Source organism: Chryseobacterium defluvii (genome assembly GCF_003634775.1).
GTDB lineage: Bacteria > Bacteroidota > Bacteroidia > Flavobacteriales > Weeksellaceae > Chryseobacterium > Chryseobacterium defluvii.
The window spans coordinates 428775-447105 of the sequence record NZ_RBXB01000003.1 but is presented as its reverse complement, the minus strand read 5'-3'; the positions used below and the strand labels follow the sequence as shown (position 1 = coordinate 447105).

Here is an 18331-nt window from a genome sequence, read left to right as displayed (position 1 = left end):
TACGAACTTATATTATCTGAATGGGATTTTTGCTGAGATTATTTTCGAAGAACGCACTTTTTGTCTTCTTTATTTTCTTGCAAATTATTGCTCTGGTTCTGATATTCTCTAAAAACGCCATGCAGAGATCCTGGATTGCCGGGCAAACCGCTGCCTTCAATTCCTGGGTTTCGGGATATATCGACGAAGGTGTTTCTTACCTTAAGCTAAAGCAGATCAACGAGGATCTGGTAGCCCAGAATAAAGCCTTAATGGTACAGCTTTATGGAAAAGAGGGTGCAAAAAATCCAGTTTTCAGAAAAGTTCATGATACGCTGGGAGGAGGACAGATTTATACATTTGTAGATGGAGAGATTGTGTTTAACAGTATCAACAGAAGGAATAATTATTTCACGATCAACCGTGGGAAAAGAGACGGGGTGTTTCCACAAATGGGCGTAATGGCTCCGAAAGGAATTGCCGGAATTGTTATCAATTCTACAGACAGCTATGCACTGGTTCAGTCCGTTTTAAGCGTTAATAAGATCCGGATCAATGCGGCCTTAAAAAATTCAGGATACTTTGGTACCCTAACTTGGGGCGGAGATAATTCAAGAGTAATGCACTTAGCAGATATTCCCAAATATGTTGCTTTGAAAATCGGGGATACTGTTGTCACCGACGGAAAATCAGCGATTTTCCCTAAAGGTGTTATGATTGGTACCATTGCAGGATACTCAGTAGATAATAAAACGGGTTTCTGGGATATTTCAGTGGAGCTCAGCGAAAAGATGGGGGCATTGAGCAAGGTGTATGTTGTTAAAAATCTTAAGAAAGCTGAGGTACAGAGAATCCAGGATACATTGCAGGCAGTAATAAAAAAAGAAAATGATTAGCAGGACATTATTTACGGATATTTTAATCATGATTTTTCTTGTTGCATTGCAAATCTTTGTTTTGAACAGGATTACGTTATTCGGAAAGTACACACCGGTACTGTATCCCGTATTTGTCATGTTTTATCCCTTCTTCAGAAATAAATTCCAGTTTCTGGCATTAAGCTTCTTAATAGGCCTTGCTATTGACATGTTTTTAAATTCGGGAGGCATCAATGCATTTGCAACGACTTTAATTGCCTACTTCAGGACCTTGATTTTCAGGACATCTACAGATACATCTACAGATTTTTTTTCTTTTCAGTCTCTTCAATGGGCTCAGTTCCTGTTGTTCCTGTTTTCAAGTATTTTTCTGCACCAGCTTTTAGTGCAGTACATTGAATTTTTTAAGTTGAGCAGGTTTTTTGAAATATTACTTAATGTATTGGTAACAAGTATAATTTCCTTTATATTTATCGTTATATATGCATTAATATTTAAAATCAAACAAAAAGTTTGAACACACGTTATTTAAAAATCTTTTCCGTTCTTATCGTTGTTGCCGCAATTTTTGTGGCGAGACTTGCTTATTTGCAGCTGTTTACAGACCGTTATGCCTTAAATGCCGCCAATACCTCTATTAAAATTGAATATATTATTCCGCAAAGGGGAGTTGTTTTCGACCGTAATGGGAAAATTTTGGTGGGTAACCAGCCGGCTTATGAGATTTCCTTTACCCAGGCTCTGATGAAGCCTGATTTTGATACATTAGGGTTTTGTAATCTGATGAGGATCACCAAATCAGATTTTATCAATAGAATCAAGACCATCAAAAAAGAAAAATATTATTCCAAGCTGACTCCTATGACTTTTATCAAGGATCTTAGCAGGGAAGATATTGCCAGAGTCCAGGAGATTATTTTTAAATATCCGGCGTTTAGCATAGTTTCAAGACCTCAACGCCAATATGAAGTTTCTACATCCGGAAACCTTTTAGGGTATACAAGTGAAGTGAATGAAGGCGAAATTAAAAAAGATTCCACCTATTATCTTCCCGGGGATTTCATAGGGAAAAGGGGAATTGAAAAATCGTATGAAAAAGAGCTTCGCGGGATAAAAGGAATGAAATATATCCAGAAAGATATTAAACTCAGAAGCATCGGGTCTTATAAAAACGGGACGCTGGATAAGGACGTAGTTACGGGTAAGGATATTACTTTAACCATCGATTATGATCTTCAGAGAATGGCAGAGGAAATGTTGGTGAATAAGCATGGTGCTATAGTTGCAATCGACCCTAATAATGGGGAAATCCTAACACTGGCAACAGGACCGGATGTCGATCCTAATTTGTTTACAGGAGCCAATAAATCTAAAAATATTTATGCTTTAAATAAAGATACTATTTACGAGAACAAACCTATGTTTGATAGATCTGTTCAGGCAGCTTATCCACCCGGGTCAACATTTAAATTGTTGACGGCTCTTGCTGCAATGCAGATGGGTGTTATGGATGAAAACACTGTTTTTCCTTGCGGTGGCGGATTTAATTACAGAGGTCTGAGGATTAAAGGGCATGGAGGGGCAGATCCATTAATTCCTTCAATTCAGGTTTCGAGTAACTGTTTTTTTTCGTATGCATATTTGGCAATTATCAATAAATATCCTGGAAACCCTTCCAAAGGAGTGGATGAATGGAAGAAAATTATGAATAGTTTTGGAGTGGGTCAGTTTTTAAATAATGACCTGGCTTCCGGGGCTCCCGGGAAGATTCCGTCCGGAGAGTTTTATGAAAAACGAATGAAAGCTATTCTTAAAGCAAGTGGTTCTAAAAAGGATTATAAAAATTGGGATCCTTTAGCAACCGGTGCAGTCTTTAATGGAATGGGACAAGGGGATGTAATGATTACACCTCTTCAGCTGGCCAATTATACAGCAGCCATTGCCAATAAGGGATGGTATTATACTCCCCATATTGTTAAATCCATTGATGGAAAGCCTAATCCGGATCCGAGATTTAAAAAGAAACATAAAACACTGGTTGATCCGAAGTACTTTATTCCTGTTCTGAAAGGAATGGAGGCGGTAGTTCTAAGAGGTACGGCGCACGGGTTGAAGTCAAATGACTTTACCCAATTGGCTAAAACGGGTACAGCACAAGTTCCACAAGGAAAAGACAACTCTATTTTTGTATTGATTGCACCGGCGGATAAACCTAAAATTGTTGTAGCGGCCGTAATGGAGCATGCGGGATTTGGTGCTACATGGGCTGGTCCGGCTTGTACGGTAATTGCAGAAAAATATATTACCGGGGATTTGAAGAGAGAACATCTTTACAAAAAGATGACAACCTCCAGCTTTATGCCTGAATATAAAAGACAATGGATTGCAGATCTGAAACGAAAAGGCTTATATGTAGAACCAAAACCGGACTCCATTAAGCTTAAAAGAATGCAGGACAGTATTGAATTTGTTAAAAAACAAAAAGCCAAGCTCAAGAAGAAAATAGAAGAAGAGACCCAAATAAGTAAAACCAAGAAACAATGAAATGGACGGAAGGATTAGATAAAATAGGGCTTGGCCTATATTTCCTGCTTTGCGCATTTGCGATTGCAAACATTTACAGCGTGGATCAGAAGCTGGGAGAAAAGCAGTTGATATTCTTCTGTATTTCTCTGTTTGTTGGGCTTATTATATTTGTTGGAAGAAGTAAGTTCTTCGAAAACATGGCGGGTATTTTTTATATAGGCGGGGTATTACTGTTGATTGGCCTTTTTCCTTTCGGGAAAGAAATTTTAGGGCAAAAGAACTGGTATAAGTTCGGAAGCTTTACCATGCAGCCTGTTGAATTTGCCAAAATAGGAACCGCCCTTATGTTAGCAAACTATGTTTCCGGACCTGATTTTAATTTGAGTAATAAGAAATCCCTGTGGACTTCTTTAGGGATTATAGGTATTCCGGCAGTAGTGGTTTTAGCTATTCCGGATGTGGGCTCCATGCTGGTATTCATTGCATTTTTTATTGCCTTATACAGAGAAGGATTAAGCGGATTGTTATTTGGAGTTGGCTTCCTGTTTGCGGGAGTATTCCTGGTTTCGTTGGCTGTTAATCCTATTTATGTAATCATTACGATTGTATTGATTGCCGGCGGATGGATTGCCATGAATTATTACAGAATGTCCTGGAATGTAATCTCTATCTCAGGGATTGCGGGTTCCATTATTATATTATGCGGATTAGCTTTTGCTTCTCCTTATGTTTTAGAAAAGCTTCCTAAGCACCAAAGAGAAAGAATTGAAGTTCTTTATAAAGGTGAAAAAGCGTTCAGAGATACTTCCGGTTATAACTTATTATATTCTAAAACAGCAATCGGTTCCGGGGGACTTTTAGGGAAAGGATATCGCGAAGGTTCCGTTACCCAGGGTAAATTTGTACCTGAACAGGAAACCGACTATATTTTCTGTACAGTAGGAGAAGAATGGGGATTTGTGGGGAGTGCTATCCTGATTCTTTGTTACATGATCTACATTGGCAGGATCTATTATCTCGCAGAAAGACAGAAATCTACTTTTAATCGTGTTTTTGGGTATTGTTTCGCCTCAATCCTTCTGATGCACTTTTCGATCAATTTAGGAATGGTTATGGGGCTTTTTCCAACCGTTGGTATTCCGTTGCCATACTTCAGTTATGGGGGAAGCTCATTGCTGGCATTTTCTATTATGACCTTTATTTTCTTTAAATTAAATTATTCTGATAAAAACAGCTTGGTGTAACCTCATCGGAGATGGTATAAAAAAAGAAAATCAATATCTCACGGTATGTTCCAAATCAAAGATTATCAAGACGTATTATAATCATAAAAGCATAGTGTATGAAAGAAGCTTATATTTCAGAACAAAATTTCAGCAATACTGATTTTGCCCAACATCCGTTGGAAAAAGGCGAATATGAAAACTGTACTTTTAAAAACTGTTGCTTTGAGCATGCCGATTTTTCAGGATTTAAATTTACCGGCTGCGAGTTCACCGGATGTAATCTGAGTTTGGCTAAACTTGTAAAAACGGCTTTCAGGGATGTGGCTTTTAAAGATTGTAAAATGCTTGGGCTTTCATTTAACGATTGCAATGAATTTGGACTTTCTTTTACATTTGACGGATGCTCCTTAAACAATTCCAGCTTTTATAAAACCTCTCTTAAAAAGATATCATTTAAAAATTCGAAATTGATTGAAGTGGATTTTGAAGAATGTGACCTTTCTAATGCCTTGTTCCATGACTGCGATTTAGCAGGATCTGTTTTTGAAAACACTAACCTCGAAAAGGCTGATTTACGAACATCTTTCAATTACTCTATAGATCCGGTCACCAACCGTCTTAAAAAAGCGAAATTTTCACTTTCGGAAGTCCCGGGGCTCTTATATAAGCTTGATATAGAAATAGAGAAAAATAGCTAGGTTTAAAATTTAATAATTAATATCAGCGATATAGACTCTCTTGTATGGAAAAAGGATCATTACAATAAAAAGAGACTGTTCTGCTTTTTGAGACAGCCTCTTTTTGCAAGTTCCCCGGTACAAATTCACTCATTATTATCAGACTTGAAAAAGTTTCTTCCATTTTGTAATGGAATTGCGGCTCAATTTGAAATGCCCTGCAAGCTGAATGTTATTGAGGTTGTTCTTTTTCTGATAATCTAATATTTTCAGAATATCAGATTTTCGGTAGGAACGGTGCATCTTATTGAAATTTTCGGTTTGCTTATCCGGTGTCCCGAAGATGATTGTATTAAGTTCAATAATGTTTAAAGCAGATAAGCTTTCCCGGCTAAGCAATGCTTCACATTCTTTTTGTTTTTGTGGGGATTTTTTGCTTAATATATCGGAATAAATGCTCTTATAGTCAGGAAGATTATTTTTCATTGGTCGTGTTCATTGTATGTTAAGATTTTATACTTTATCAGATTCTAAATAGAGCTATGTTAGCTTTCCATCTGTTTTCCATGTTTTATCAACCATTTGTAAAGCGTGGTTTTAGGAATGCAGTATTTTTTCATTACCTCTACTTTGGTCATTTCACCTGTTTGTATCTGCTCCAGTATAAAATCAATGACTTCCTTAGTATAGATATTTTTTCGAAACTGGGGAAGTTTTGTCTCTTTGAATTTTTGATCCCTCTCTTTTGTCGTGGGTGGTGCATACAGGATAAGATGTTGTGAATAGACACGAAAAAAATCATAATTCAACAGTTTGCTCCATTTCAGCAAGGTTTCCGTTTCAAGGCTTTTTTGCTGATACATTTCTTTTATTTCTTCCTCGGTACATGTAAAGAAATTACAAATGCGGAATAGTTCTATTTTTCGGTCTGCCACACCTTGCTCAACCGTTTGTCCGATATGGATGCTTTTGAAGTTCATGTTGTACGTCTTTTAAACTTGTTAGGTTGTATATTTTGATAAAAGCCGGGCTGTAAAATCACAATGATGAAAAAAATCATACAAAACCTATCGAATTAAGACAGTTGCCCGGCCGGTTTTATAACTTTGTGTTTATAGTTTTTCTATGGTAAAAAGATACCCCCTTTTGATTCTTTCCCATTATTTGTGTATTTAAAATTAGAAGGCGGGGGCATTTAATTAATCATTTAAGCCGACATTCTCTGTGCTGTCATAAAGACACGTCGGATGTTATTAGTAGCATCAGTATCATTTAGGTTATCTACGGAAACATAAACTGTTATTCTGTACCAAATTCCGTCTACAAGTAAATCCACTGTTTCTATCTCCTGGGAATTATCACTTCCAGTCCTGTCACCAGAGGTTGCAGTAATCGCTGTTGAACCACTATGCATATTGTCTCCCCAGTTAAGATAAATTCCGTTATCGGTTTCCAGATAACCCCCCGGAGCGACCAGGACATTAGCACGACGATAATTAGTTTCATTTGATAATGCTGCATACCACATTTTAATGTTAGAAGCAGAGATATTTACCAAACGAGGATTGTAGGTAACTGCGCCGGAGCCTGCATTAGAGCTGTTGGTAAAATTAATATCCAATCTTACCTTTTGTCCTAAAATAGCATCATAAGTACCACCGATATATGTACTCAATAATCCGACATATGTCGCTGGTAATGTAAAAGTAAAGAACTGATATTCTCCTGGTGCCAGCTTTTTGCCTCCGCCAACTTCTGCACTACATGTTTGCCCTCCAATCGAAATTGGAAATGTGGTGGTATTAGGGCTGGATACGGTTGGTGTCCCGGTAATAGAGTAGCTTAAGGTACCAGCTCCATGTGCGATATTACCTTGTATAAGTGTAGCTGTAAGCCCGTTCACAGGGCCTATGGTCTGTGCTCCGTATATTCCTCCGTTTCCTCCGGTATAAGGAATGGTCATTATCCCATCGAATGGAGTTCCGGCTGTATAAGTCAGTGGATTAAGGTTCGCTTCAGTGCATTTTAAAGTTCCTATTGTACCGGGCTTTAGTGAGCGACCGTCTAAAAGCCTCCACTGGGTACCGTCCCAATATGCATATCCTGCAAAAGTAAAGGTGGGCTGGGTTCCCAGATTATAGACTAATAAACCAGTTGCTGGGTTTGGGATAGTGGATGCATCATTATAAGCTGTTAAAGCGACTCTTGGGCCTAAAAAACCTTTTTGGCTTCCTGATGCAAGCTGGCTGACATTCAGTTCCAGGATAGCTGAAGCGTCAGGGATTGCCCCAATACCGGTGGCTCCTGAAGAGGTTACGATAAAATCATCCGCAAGCTGTGCGGCAGTTGGTGTGCCTGTTGTCGTATTAGTGGTTGCTGTTCCGGATTTTCCATCGATATTGAAAACACCTTGTGGGTTTTGTGTGTTGATCCCGACCTGAGATAAGGCTAAGGAAGATAATGTCAGGGCTATTGCTGTGTAAATATTTTTTTTCATTTGTTTTTCTGTTATGATATTATTTATTATGATTATGTGACAGATTTAAGATTATAAGAGCTGTTACACTTTTGTAATGTTATTTTTGCTTTTAAGTTTCTGCCACGCGAGGCGGCGGCCGGATGCTGAAGTCTTTAATAAGGTAACAGAAGACCATATCATGATGATATTCAGGCTGTGTGCCTTCCGGAAAAGCAATAGGATGAACACCAATGCCACGCTCATTTATCAGCAGGTTATGATAATCATTCTGTTTGGGGGTAATGCAAAACCTGTAATCCGAAGCTTGTATAAAGTGGTTCTGTTTACTATGGTCTGAAAAGCAATTGCTTATAATTTTTTCAGATTTGCTTTTACCCGTTTCGGTCGGCTCTTTATGTGGTTTTGTGTTTTTGGCAAAGATTTTCGCCGGTTTGGGAATATTTGTTTTTTTCTCTCGATAAACAACAACATCCTGCAAATTGTATACTGCTGTCCCTTCTGAAATAAAAAGAGTATTATCTGTTTTTCTTTTTTTGGTTTTGATCGGAAGTGAGGATTTTTTATCAGTATGAATCGATAATTGATTTGCGTTAAAAAGAAGAGTTCCCTTCCGGATAAAAATTAGAGGAGAATGGTTATTTTGATTATTTTTGTCAATAAGCTTATCGTCAGATCTTAACGAATTAGACTTACCATACATTGGAAACACTGTTCCCAATACGAGAACAATGGGTAATAAATTTTTTCCTTTGTAAATTATTTGTTTTCTCATTGTGATGATGCAAAATTATATGCCCTGTTAGGGATTAAGAAATAAATGAGCAGGAAGCATCAGTGAAAAGTGACTATTGATTGAATATTAATAAGAGATGGATAAACCAATAATAGAAGGTTTAATTGCCTTATATTCAGTTGTTTATTTTAGTCGAAAGTGATTTTTGATTGGAAGCCTATTAAAAAGAAGACAAAAAATGAATAATGCAACACTAAGGGAACAGGAAATAGTAAGATTAAAAAGTGAACTGTCAATAAGATATAATTATATAATGGCGGTTATTTTACTGATATATGCCCTAATATATTTTTATTTCATTAAGCACGAAGCAGTAGGGTATTATTGTTTGGCTGGAGCCGTCGTTATGTCTATTCATGTATATGTTTTTGACGCTATTTTTCCGTCGCTCCTTTTAGAAAAAAGAGTACGAAGCTTTCTTATTATTGCACCGCTGTATATCGTTTTTTTCATACTCTATTTTTGGAAACACACTATTGTTAACTTATGTTGGCTTGTGCCTATCCCATTTGGGGCATATATCTTTCTCGGCAAAAAAAAGGGTTTTATTTTTTCTATATATGCTCTGCTTATTCTCGTAATTATATGTTTTACCGCCATTTTTTTTTCATTTAATTTTAAAGAAGTTCCTTACGAAAAGATCAGGTATACTGATATCTCTGTAATCGGCTTTAATATCATTATTATCTGCCTTTTTGTTTATTATAAGGATAAAATTAGAGAACTGGAGATCATAACAGCTATTGAGGAGAAAGAACAAATTATACTTCCTGTTAAACTGAATGAAGAGGATAGGTCCGGTGCAGAATTACTTTTTGAAAATATCGAAAAGGAAATGGTTAATAATAAGCTTTTTATCAATCCAGAATTCAATATTTCTATCCTGAGTACTATTCTAAAAGTAAGCAACAATTATATTTCAAGGGCAATAAGGCTGCAGGGATATTCTAACTTCAACAATTATGTGAATTCACACAGGATTAGTTATGTGAAAAAACTTATAGAAGAAAATGATCTGAGCAGGGTAACACTAATGTATATTTATACCGGGGCAGGATTTACCAGCCAGTCTACTTTTAACAGAGCCTTTAAGCAATTTGTGGGGATGACTCCCAGTGAGTATATTCAAAATATCAATGATAAATTAAAGATCGAATGATTGAAAAGGTAAATGATACCAAATAAGAGGTGGAGGTAAAAGCTTCAAAGGGTCATGGTCTGCGGGAAATAGATATCGGATTGGTTGCTTTTGCCCACATATTAAAAAAAAATTCAAAGCCGTCTTTTGATGTTATTTGAAATGAATTAAAAAAATAAGGCTGTCTTTTGGGACAGCCTATTCATTATTTAAATCAATTATTTAAAATTAAAAACTTGTTCCGGTTGAAGCTGTAGTGGCAGCCAGGTTGTTGTAAGTATCTCCGTTTTCGTTGATCACTCTTTTGGCAAATCTGTATTTAGGACCCCAGTAAGAATCATTCAGTGAAGAGATCATTACACCTCTTGAAGTTGCCGCGTGGATGAATTTTACCTCTCCATCTTCAGAAACACTTTCTACAATACCAACATGAGAAATTCTTTTTCCGTGAGAAAAGAAAACCAAATCTCCTTTCTGAAGGTTGCCTTTCTCAATCCTTTCTCCTTCCTGAGCCTGGGATGCTGCTACTCTTGGTAAGCTAAGTCCGGCTGCAGCACCGAATACAGAAAGTACAAAAGCTGAACAATCTATACCGTTTCTTGTAGTTCCTCCATATCTGTAAGGAGTTCCAAGATATGTTGCGGCTTCAGATAAGATATTATCAATGGTTTTATTGTATTTGACCGCTTTGGCGATCTCAGAATTCTTAATGGAATTTTTTGCGTTAGCTAAAGAAGCTGCCTTTTCAGCAAGGAATGAATCGATTAATCTTTGCTTATCCTGCTCCATTTTTTTAGTATCTATGGAAGCTAGTTTGGCATTTGTTTTGTATTCTTTAGTGTATGTTGCTGGTTTTGAAACTACATAGTTGGTAACACAAGATTGTAACGACATCGTAGATACAAAAGCAAGTACATAAAACAAAACTCTTTTCTTCATATATATTTGATTATCCGTGTTAAAAAAGGAATATTTATTTTCAAAAGCATTACAAAAGTAGAGATTCCGAGAAAAAGACCCGAGATATGATTATTGTCAGGTTCTTATTTTAACACATTTTAACATATAACTTAAGTATGTTAAAGAAAAACAAACCGCAATGCCCCTTTTTTGGTAGGCTGCGGTTTTTTTTTATTAAGATTTTTTAACAAAATAAATGATGCTTCCTTTATTAATGGGCTTTTAACTTTCAAAACTCTAATTTTAGCCCTGTTAATAAAACAAAAAAAACTCCCCGGAAATACCGGAGAGTTGAACTATATGGAACTTATGGATGTTATTTTGTGAATAACATTTCTCTATATTTCGTCATTGGCCAAAGCTCATCATCCACCATCATTTCAAGATCATCAGAAGCTTCTCTGATAACATCAAAATAAGGCTTTACTTTGTTACAGTAAGCTTCCGCCTGCTTTTGGCTGTCGGACACCGCTTTTGCAGCTTCTCTTGCTTTGATCAGATCTTCCACCCCTAATTTGATTTTGGAAACGTTTTCAGAAATACTTGCTATTAAGCTCATTTGCTCTTTCGCTAATGTTTTGAATTCTTTATCTCCAAAAATCTCCTTAAGACCTTTAACGTTTTCAATTAATCTGTTTTGATAATTTAAAGCGGAAGGAATAATATGGTTTCTTGCGATATCACTTAGAACTCTTGCTTCAATATCAATTACGGTAGAATATTTCTCAAGTTTGATCTCATTTCTTGCCTCTACTTCTCTGTGGGTAAATACGCCTACCTCTTCATAAAGGTCTAGGAACTTTTTATCCATTTCCTGCTTCAAAGCTTCAGGAGTGGTTTTAAGATTGTTCAATCCTCTTTTCTTAGCTTCTTTTGCCCAGTCATCAGAATATCCGTCACCTTCGAACATAATGTTCTTACATTGCTTGATATACTCTCTTAATACATTAAAGATGGCTTCGTCTTTTTTCAACCCGCTTTCAATCAAGGTGTCCACTTCTTTTTTGAAATCGTTCAGCTGTTTTGCAGCGATGGTGTTCATTACAGTCATAGACTCTGCACAGTTGGCAGAAGATCCTACCGCTCTGATCTCAAATTTATTCCCGGTAAATGCAAAAGGAGAAGTTCTGTTTCTATCTGTATTATCCAAAAGGATTTCAGGAATTTTTCCAACTACATTTAGTTTTAAATCTGTTTTTTCGTCCGGAGAAAGTTTTCCTTCCGTTACTTTTTCAAGCTCTTCCAAAACTCTGAACAATTGACTTCCGATAAATACAGAAATAATTGCCGGTGGGGCTTCATTTGCACCCAATCTGTGATCATTGCTTGCAGAAGCGATACTAGCTCTTAGAAGATCTGCGTATTCATGAACAGCTTTAATCGTATTCACGAAGAATGTTAAGAACTGTAGGTTCTTCTTAGGGTTTTTTCCCGGACTTAAAAGATTTTCACCGGTATCGGTTGCCAAAGACCAGTTGTTGTGCTTTCCGCTTCCGTTCACTCCTGCGAATGGTTTTTCATGGAATAAAATATGGAAATGGTGTCTGTGGGCAATTCTTGCCATAAGATCCATCAACAAAGAGTTGTGGTCTACGGCAACATTCACTTCCTCAAACATAGGAGCCAGCTCAAACTGATTGGGCGCTACCTCATTATGTCTTGTGGTAACCGGAATACCCAATTTCATACATTCGATTTCCAATTCTTTCATGAAGTTCATTACTCTTGTCGGGATAGAACCAAAATAGTGGTCATCCAGTTGCTGTCCTTTTGCAGGGGAGTGGCCTAATAAGGTTTTACCCGTTAGAACCAGATCCGGACGGGACTGGTATAATGCCGAGTCAACTAAGAAATATTCCTGCTCCCAACCTAAGGTAGGAGTTACTTTTGTTACATTTTTATCGAAATACTGCATCACGTTGGTTGCAGCCTCGTCTACCGCGTTCAGCGCTCTTAAAAGAGGCGTTTTATAATCTAAAGTTTCTCCGGTGTAAGAAATGAAGATAGAAGGAATACAAAGAGTAGTTCCCATGATGAAAGCCGGAGACGTAGGATCCCAAGCAGTATAACCTCTTGCCTCGAAAGTATTTCTGATTCCTCCGTTAGGGAAAGAAGAGGCATCAGGTTCTTGCTGGATAAGCATGCTGCCACTGAATCTTTCAATAGCTCTTCCTCCTTCAATAGGAGTAAAGAATGAATCGTGCTTTTCCGCAGTACTTCCTGTCAAAGGCTGAAACCAGTGAGTATAGTGAGTTACTCCCTTGCTCATTGCCCAATCTTTCATAGCTACAGCTACCTGATCTGCAATATGTCTTTGGATTTTAGTCCCTTTTTTTATGGCATCCATAATAGACTGGAATGCTTCTTTCGTTAAATATTCTCTCATTGTTTCTTCAGAGAAAACATTCTGACAGAATAATTCTGATAATTTTGCAGGAACCTCAACAGAGTTGTCTCTTCTAAAGTCCTTAAATGGTAAGGTTTCTAACGCTTTGAATCTTAAAGTTGACATAATAAGGTTAATTTTTACTGGGCAAATTTACAAAAAAAACGGATTGAAAATATTTTTACCCTAAAATTTTTAGGGGTTGTTATAAAAAAATAAAAATTTAAACTGAGGTTTAGTTTTTTGAAAGGGGGTGATTCTGGTTTTAAAATGTAAAAAGAATTTTTGTTCCACAGATCTGTTTTATACTTCAATGTATTCATTAGAGAATTGATATTATGTTAAATCTCTTATTAAAAGATACTTAACGTGAGTTGATGGGAGATTTTGTATATTTGTGTGAAATTTATTTTATGACAAATTCTAGAGCAAGAGAAACAACGGAAGCAATTGAAAGATTGTACATTTCTATGAGACACCTCTTTTACAGAGGTTTTTTTAAACCCGCCGGTGTTTCAGGAGAAAGTATCAGAAGCTTGCTGAAAATCATCAATCCGGAAATTTACGGAACCATGAATGTTCCTAATAAACTGGAGCTGGATGGTTTGATGTATGTCTTGGACAGGCTTCCGGAAGGAATTGAGGAATGTGCTTTTATTCATCTTACTTCGGATGAAGGATTTGATAAGGGAAGTTTCGAACCTATTGTACCTAAAAAGAGAAGAAGAAACTGTTACAGGATAGATGAACACCAGATGAATATTGAAGTTCTTTTGGGGCGTTCGGAAATCTATGATATTCTTACCCACTTAACATTCTTATTTATAGAAGCTGATAAAATTCGAAACCTCGCTTTCATTCAGGAAGAAAACTGGAAGCCGATACGGGCTTTTAAAATCATTGAAGAAGTGGTAAAAGGGGAAAAGAAATTCAGCAGAAGAGAAAAAGAAGTAGCCCTTATTCATCTTTCTTCTTTAATAGGAAGAACTTTTGATGAAACGTTGAATGCTTACAATGCTTTCGGGGATGATAGTAATCCGGATCGCTTATTTAAGATCATTTACAACTTAGGAAAAGTAAGTTTGGAAGATGCAAAGCAGACAAGAGAAAGAGAAATTCATTTCAGCGCGATATTAAAAGAAAGAGTAGGGCACCACTATTTCGGTGAAAAATGGGCTCACAAGGTGAAAGAAGTTTTATTTGAAAACAATCTTCACATGCGTCCGTTGCATATTATTTCGGCCAACATGCACTCGGTAAAAAACATGCTGTATGCCAATGATGCTTTAAAGAAAAAAGATCATAAGCAGGTAGATTACAAATTATATGGAGAAATCTCCGATAAAAAAGAGCTCCGCGACAAGGTTTCAAAATATGCTTTGGAAGAAGGAATGATCTATATTGATGATAAAAGCGGAAGTAATATAGATGTCCAGATCATTGATCTGAGCAAAACAGATTTAAAGAATACTCCTTTCAGTCATATTAAATTCAATGGAGATGATGTGATCATGGTTTTTGACTATGCTTTCGGAGAACAGGCTTTTGAGGTGATGGATGAATTGTTAAGGCCTTACGAACATCAGGGAGAGGTGTATATGATGAAAGTGAAATCGGTTTCTATTATGGGAAAAGCCGGAATCCTTGCCGGAGGAAAAGGGGATATTATGATTCCTACATCCCATATTTTTGAGGGAACGGCAGATAATTATCCTTTTGAAAACGCTTTGTCACTGGAAGATTTTAAAGATGATGAACTAAAAGCTTTTGAAGGACCTATGATTACGGTTCTGGGAACTTCACTTCAGAACAGGGATATTCTTTCCTATTTTATGAATACTTCGTGGAAAGCGATCGGTCTTGAAATGGAAGGGGCTCATTATCAAAAAGCTATCCAGGTAGCTTCTAAAATCAGGCATCATATTTCACCGGATCTATTCGTCATGTATGCATATTATGCTTCGGATAATCCTTTGGAAACAGGAAGCACACTTTCTTCGGGAGGATTAGGACTTACGGGAGTAAAACCGACGTATCTTATTACTTTAAGAATCCTTGAAAAGATTTTGGAAAGCGGGAAAAAAATTACCTCAAAAAAGTAATATTATGCATTCATTAGCGATTCAATTTGAGCAAAACTTAAAAAAGTATAATGACTTTAGATTAAAAGTTGAAGGGCTTATTAGAGAATTATTAATACAAAATAATATAGGATATCATAAAATTGAATCTAGGGTTAAGAATGCTAAGAGACTTGATGAAAAGATATCTAGGAAACAAAAGTATAATGATTTATCTGATATAACAGATTTAATTGGAGTTAGGGTTATAACCTACTTTGAGGATGATGTTGATAAAATAGCAAATATTATTGATAGAGAATTTGTAAAAGATACTCAAAATTCAATAGATAAGAGAATATTAGATTCTGATAAATTCGGATATAGATCTCTTCATGAAGTGGTAACGCTTCATGAAGATAGAAAAGTCTTAACAGAATATAAAAGGTTTAAAGATATTAAGTTTGAAATCCAGATAAGGTCTATTTTGCAACATGCTTGGGCAGAAATAGAACATGATTTAGGATATAAAACAGAAAGTGCAATTCCCAATGAATTTAAAAGAAGTTTTTATAGAGTAGCCGCATTATTAGAAACGGCTGATTTAGAGTTTCTTAAAATTAGGGATGGGCTTGAAAAATATACAAAAGATGTTGGAAAGAAAATAGTGGAAAATCCTGAGAAAGTTGAAATTAATGCTGCTTCTCTTAAGACTTTTATTGAAGAAAATGAATTAGTCAACAAAATTGACTTAGACATTTCTAAAAAGACAGGAATTAATTTAAATTCCTATTATAGTGAAGATCAATCGATGAATTCTAGATTAAATTTTGTGGGTATTACTACTATAAAAGAGTTAGAAGATAAATTGATAGAATATAATGGGAGAATATCAGAATTTGCCAAAGAATTTAATAAAATTAGGAAAAAGGATGTTGTAGAAATAGATGACAATGAAAACAAGAGCTATTTTAGTAAAGGAATTTCCTTGTTTTATTTAGTGTATGTGCTTGTTAGTGAGAAAAACAATTTAGATTTTATTGAAGAATATTCTAAAAAATTTTTCTATAATAAATCAAAACAAGATATTGAAAAACATGTGCAAGATATTATGAATGCATATTCCAAAATCTCAAAAAATTAAAATGAAGGAAATTTTACTAAAAATTAATTTTATTTAATCCTCAAATGTTTACAATTTGAGGATTTTTTATACAAAATATTATTTATTCAAAAACGACAGAGATTATCAAACAAGATAAATCTCAAATAACTCCACATTTGAGGTTCAAGCGGAAATTATTACCTTTAGAAAAAAATAAATTTTAAATGAGAAAATCGGTTGCAATCCTATTTGCGTTTATCATTTCACAATTTCAGGCTCAGCAAACGCCTTATTATCAGCAGGCTGCCAAATACAAGATGGATATTGATGTCAATGCTGAAAAATTTACCTATAACGGAAATCAAACCATACAATACACCAATAACTCACCTGACGAACTGAAGGTAGTCTATTTTCATTTATATTGGAATGCATTTAAGCCTAATTCGATGATGGACCAGAGAGTGGGGAACCAGGGGAAAAATGGTGACTCAAGATTGCAGAAAGACGGGATTTCAAGATTGGCGTCTATTCCAAAAGATCAGGAAGGCGCTCAAAATATTCACTGGATTAAACAGAATGGGAAGGATCTGAAATTTGAAATTCAGGAAACCATTATGAAGGTATATTTAAATGAACCCATTAAGCCTAATTCTACTACTGCTTTTACCATGGAGTGGGATGCAGTAATTCCTCAGCAGATCAGAAGAAGCGGAAGAAACAACAGGGAAGGAGTTGATATGACGATGACCCAATGGTATCCGAAGATTGCGGAATATGATTATGATGGTTGGGCAACATTTGATTATGTAGGAAGAGAGTTTCATGCCCCTTTTTCAGATTTTGATGTGACCATTAAAATTAATAAAGATTATGTGGTAGGAGCGGGAGGAATTCTTCAAAACCCAACAGAGGTGAAAGGATATGATGCTAATGCAAAAATTAAAACCGAAAAAGACAAAAAAGCAGTTTGGAAATGGACCGCTAAGAATATGCTGGATTTTGCGTGGAGTGCAGACCGGGATTATATCGTAAAAAGCTTTGATGTTCCTGAAGGCCCGAAAGTGTTTCTGGTGTATCAGAATAATGAGAAAACCAAAGTTTGGGAACAGGCTCAGCCCTATGTTACCAAATATTTCCAGCTTATGAATTCTCATTTTGGAAAATATGTATATCCTACGTATGCTTTTATTCAGGGAGGCGATGGCGGAATGGAATACGGAATGTGTACCATGATTTTAGGGGAAGCTCAGGATATGGAAGGATTAATGGGGTTGATGGCTCATGAAGGAGCACACTCATGGTATCAGCAGATGTTGGCAACCAATGAGAGTATGCATCCATGGATGGACGAAGGATTTACGAGCTATGCGGAAAACTTTGTAATGAATCAGTTGTTCCCTCCGAAAGAGCCGCTTCCGAACCCTTTTGCCAACAGCCTGAATGCCTACAGAAACTTTATTAAAAAGGGAATTGAAGAACCGGCTGTCTGGTTAGGTGACCACCATGATAATGGTTCGGCTTACACTTATTCCACCTATGTGAAAGGCGAATTATATTTAGTACAGTTGGGATATATTATGGGTGAACAAAACCTTGCTGAAACCTTAAAACAGTATTATAATCAGTGGAGCATGAAGCATCCTTCGGACAGGGATTTTCTTCATATTGCCCAGAAAGTTTCCGGGATGGATCTGAAATGGTTTCATCATTACTGGATTAATACAACCAAAACTATTGATTACGGAATTAAAGACGTAAAGTATGATGCCAAATCTACAACCATTACCCTGGTGAATAACGGGCAGGTTCCAATGCCGGTCGATTTCAGTGTGATGACGACGGATAAAAAAATCATTACGTATCAGATTCCATTGAATATGACCCATTCCTGGAAGGAAAAAGATATCTATGGTGACTTTAAGACAATGGAATACTGGCCATGGACACAGAAAGAATATACTTTAACAATTCCTTATACAAAATCTCAATTAGCTGTTTTAGGAATTGATTTCAGTCAGAGAATAGCTGATGTAAATATGGAAAATAACTTTGTGGAAGTAAAATGATATAAATAAGGAGTGTTTAAGCTCCTTATTTTTTTTGTATAAATTCACCATATCA

General features: G+C 36.2%; 15 protein-coding genes. 9 read left to right on the top strand and 6 right to left on the bottom strand.

Going from position 1 to position 18331, the window contains the following annotated elements:
* Positions 1-20: 20 nt before the first annotated feature.
* From mreC to BCF58_RS13905, 5 genes are all read left to right on the top strand, one after another.
* Positions 21-875: a rod shape-determining protein MreC gene (gene mreC, locus BCF58_RS13925; protein WP_121462418.1), complete on the top strand. Its 855-nt coding sequence runs from the start codon at positions 21-23 to the stop codon at positions 873-875.
* On the top strand, positions 868-1374 hold the full coding sequence (locus BCF58_RS13920) for a rod shape-determining protein MreD (protein ID WP_121462417.1): 507 nt from the start codon (positions 868-870) through the stop codon (positions 1372-1374). The genes mreC and BCF58_RS13920 overlap by 8 nt, the downstream gene beginning before the upstream one ends.
* On the top strand, positions 1371-3401 hold the full coding sequence (locus BCF58_RS13915; protein ID WP_121462416.1) for a peptidoglycan D,D-transpeptidase FtsI family protein: 2031 nt from the start codon (positions 1371-1373) through the stop codon (positions 3399-3401). The genes BCF58_RS13920 and BCF58_RS13915 overlap by 4 nt, the downstream gene beginning before the upstream one ends.
* The gene (gene rodA / locus BCF58_RS13910) at positions 3398-4627 is read left to right on the top strand and encodes a rod shape-determining protein RodA (RefSeq protein ID WP_121462415.1); all 1230 of its coding nucleotides are present in this window, start codon (positions 3398-3400) and stop codon (positions 4625-4627) included. The genes BCF58_RS13915 and rodA overlap by 4 nt, the downstream gene beginning before the upstream one ends.
* Positions 4628-4725: 98 nt before the next feature.
* Positions 4726-5307, top strand: a complete 582-nt coding sequence (locus BCF58_RS13905; protein WP_121462414.1) for a pentapeptide repeat-containing protein — start codon at positions 4726-4728, stop codon at positions 5305-5307.
* 138 nt (positions 5308-5445) lie between these two features.
* Here the strand turns inward: BCF58_RS13905 and BCF58_RS13900 are convergent, their stop codons facing one another.
* The 4 genes from BCF58_RS13900 to BCF58_RS13885 form a co-directional block, all read right to left on the bottom strand.
* Positions 5446-5772, bottom strand: coding sequence for a helix-turn-helix domain-containing protein (locus BCF58_RS13900; RefSeq protein WP_121462413.1), 327 nt, complete (start codon positions 5770-5772; stop codon positions 5446-5448).
* 59 nt (positions 5773-5831) lie between these two features.
* Positions 5832-6266, bottom strand: coding sequence for a transposase (locus BCF58_RS13895; RefSeq protein WP_121462412.1), 435 nt, complete (start codon positions 6264-6266; stop codon positions 5832-5834).
* A gap of 227 nt (positions 6267-6493) precedes the next feature.
* On the bottom strand, positions 6494-7783 hold the full coding sequence (locus BCF58_RS13890; RefSeq protein WP_121462411.1) for a hypothetical protein: 1290 nt from the start codon (positions 7781-7783) through the stop codon (positions 6494-6496).
* Between the two features lie 91 nt (positions 7784-7874).
* Complete coding sequence (locus BCF58_RS13885; RefSeq protein WP_121462410.1) at positions 7875-8537, bottom strand: hypothetical protein; 663 nt, start codon at positions 8535-8537, stop codon at positions 7875-7877.
* Between the two features lie 199 nt (positions 8538-8736).
* On the opposite strand from BCF58_RS13885, the gene BCF58_RS13880 reads away from it, so the two are divergent.
* Complete coding sequence (locus BCF58_RS13880; RefSeq protein WP_121462409.1) at positions 8737-9717, top strand: helix-turn-helix domain-containing protein; 981 nt, start codon at positions 8737-8739, stop codon at positions 9715-9717.
* Positions 9718-9924: 207 nt separating this feature from the next.
* On the opposite strand, the gene BCF58_RS13875 is transcribed toward BCF58_RS13880, so the two are convergent.
* Both BCF58_RS13875 and BCF58_RS13870 read right to left on the bottom strand, forming a co-directional pair.
* Positions 9925-10635 (bottom strand): C40 family peptidase, encoded by a 711-nt coding sequence (locus tag BCF58_RS13875; protein WP_121462408.1) that lies wholly within the window; start codon positions 10633-10635, stop codon positions 9925-9927.
* A gap of 337 nt (positions 10636-10972) precedes the next feature.
* Positions 10973-13168 (bottom strand): glutamine synthetase III family protein, encoded by a 2196-nt coding sequence (locus tag BCF58_RS13870; RefSeq protein ID WP_121462407.1) that lies wholly within the window; start codon positions 13166-13168, stop codon positions 10973-10975.
* Between the two features lie 287 nt (positions 13169-13455).
* Here BCF58_RS13870 and BCF58_RS13865 point away from each other — a divergent pair, with 287 nt between their 5' ends.
* From BCF58_RS13865 to BCF58_RS13855, 3 genes are all read left to right on the top strand, one after another.
* On the top strand, positions 13456-15144 hold the full coding sequence (locus tag BCF58_RS13865; protein ID WP_121462406.1) for a DUF6909 family protein: 1689 nt from the start codon (positions 13456-13458) through the stop codon (positions 15142-15144).
* 4 nt (positions 15145-15148) lie between these two features.
* Positions 15149-16246 carry a GTP pyrophosphokinase gene (locus BCF58_RS13860; RefSeq protein WP_147462065.1) on the top strand — a complete coding sequence of 366 codons (1098 nt, stop codon included), beginning with the start codon at positions 15149-15151 and terminating at the stop codon, positions 16244-16246.
* Between the two features lie 185 nt (positions 16247-16431).
* Positions 16432-18276 carry a M1 family metallopeptidase gene (locus tag BCF58_RS13855; RefSeq protein ID WP_121462404.1) on the top strand — a complete coding sequence of 615 codons (1845 nt, stop codon included), beginning with the start codon at positions 16432-16434 and terminating at the stop codon, positions 18274-18276.
* The last annotated feature ends 55 nt before the right edge of the window (positions 18277-18331 follow it).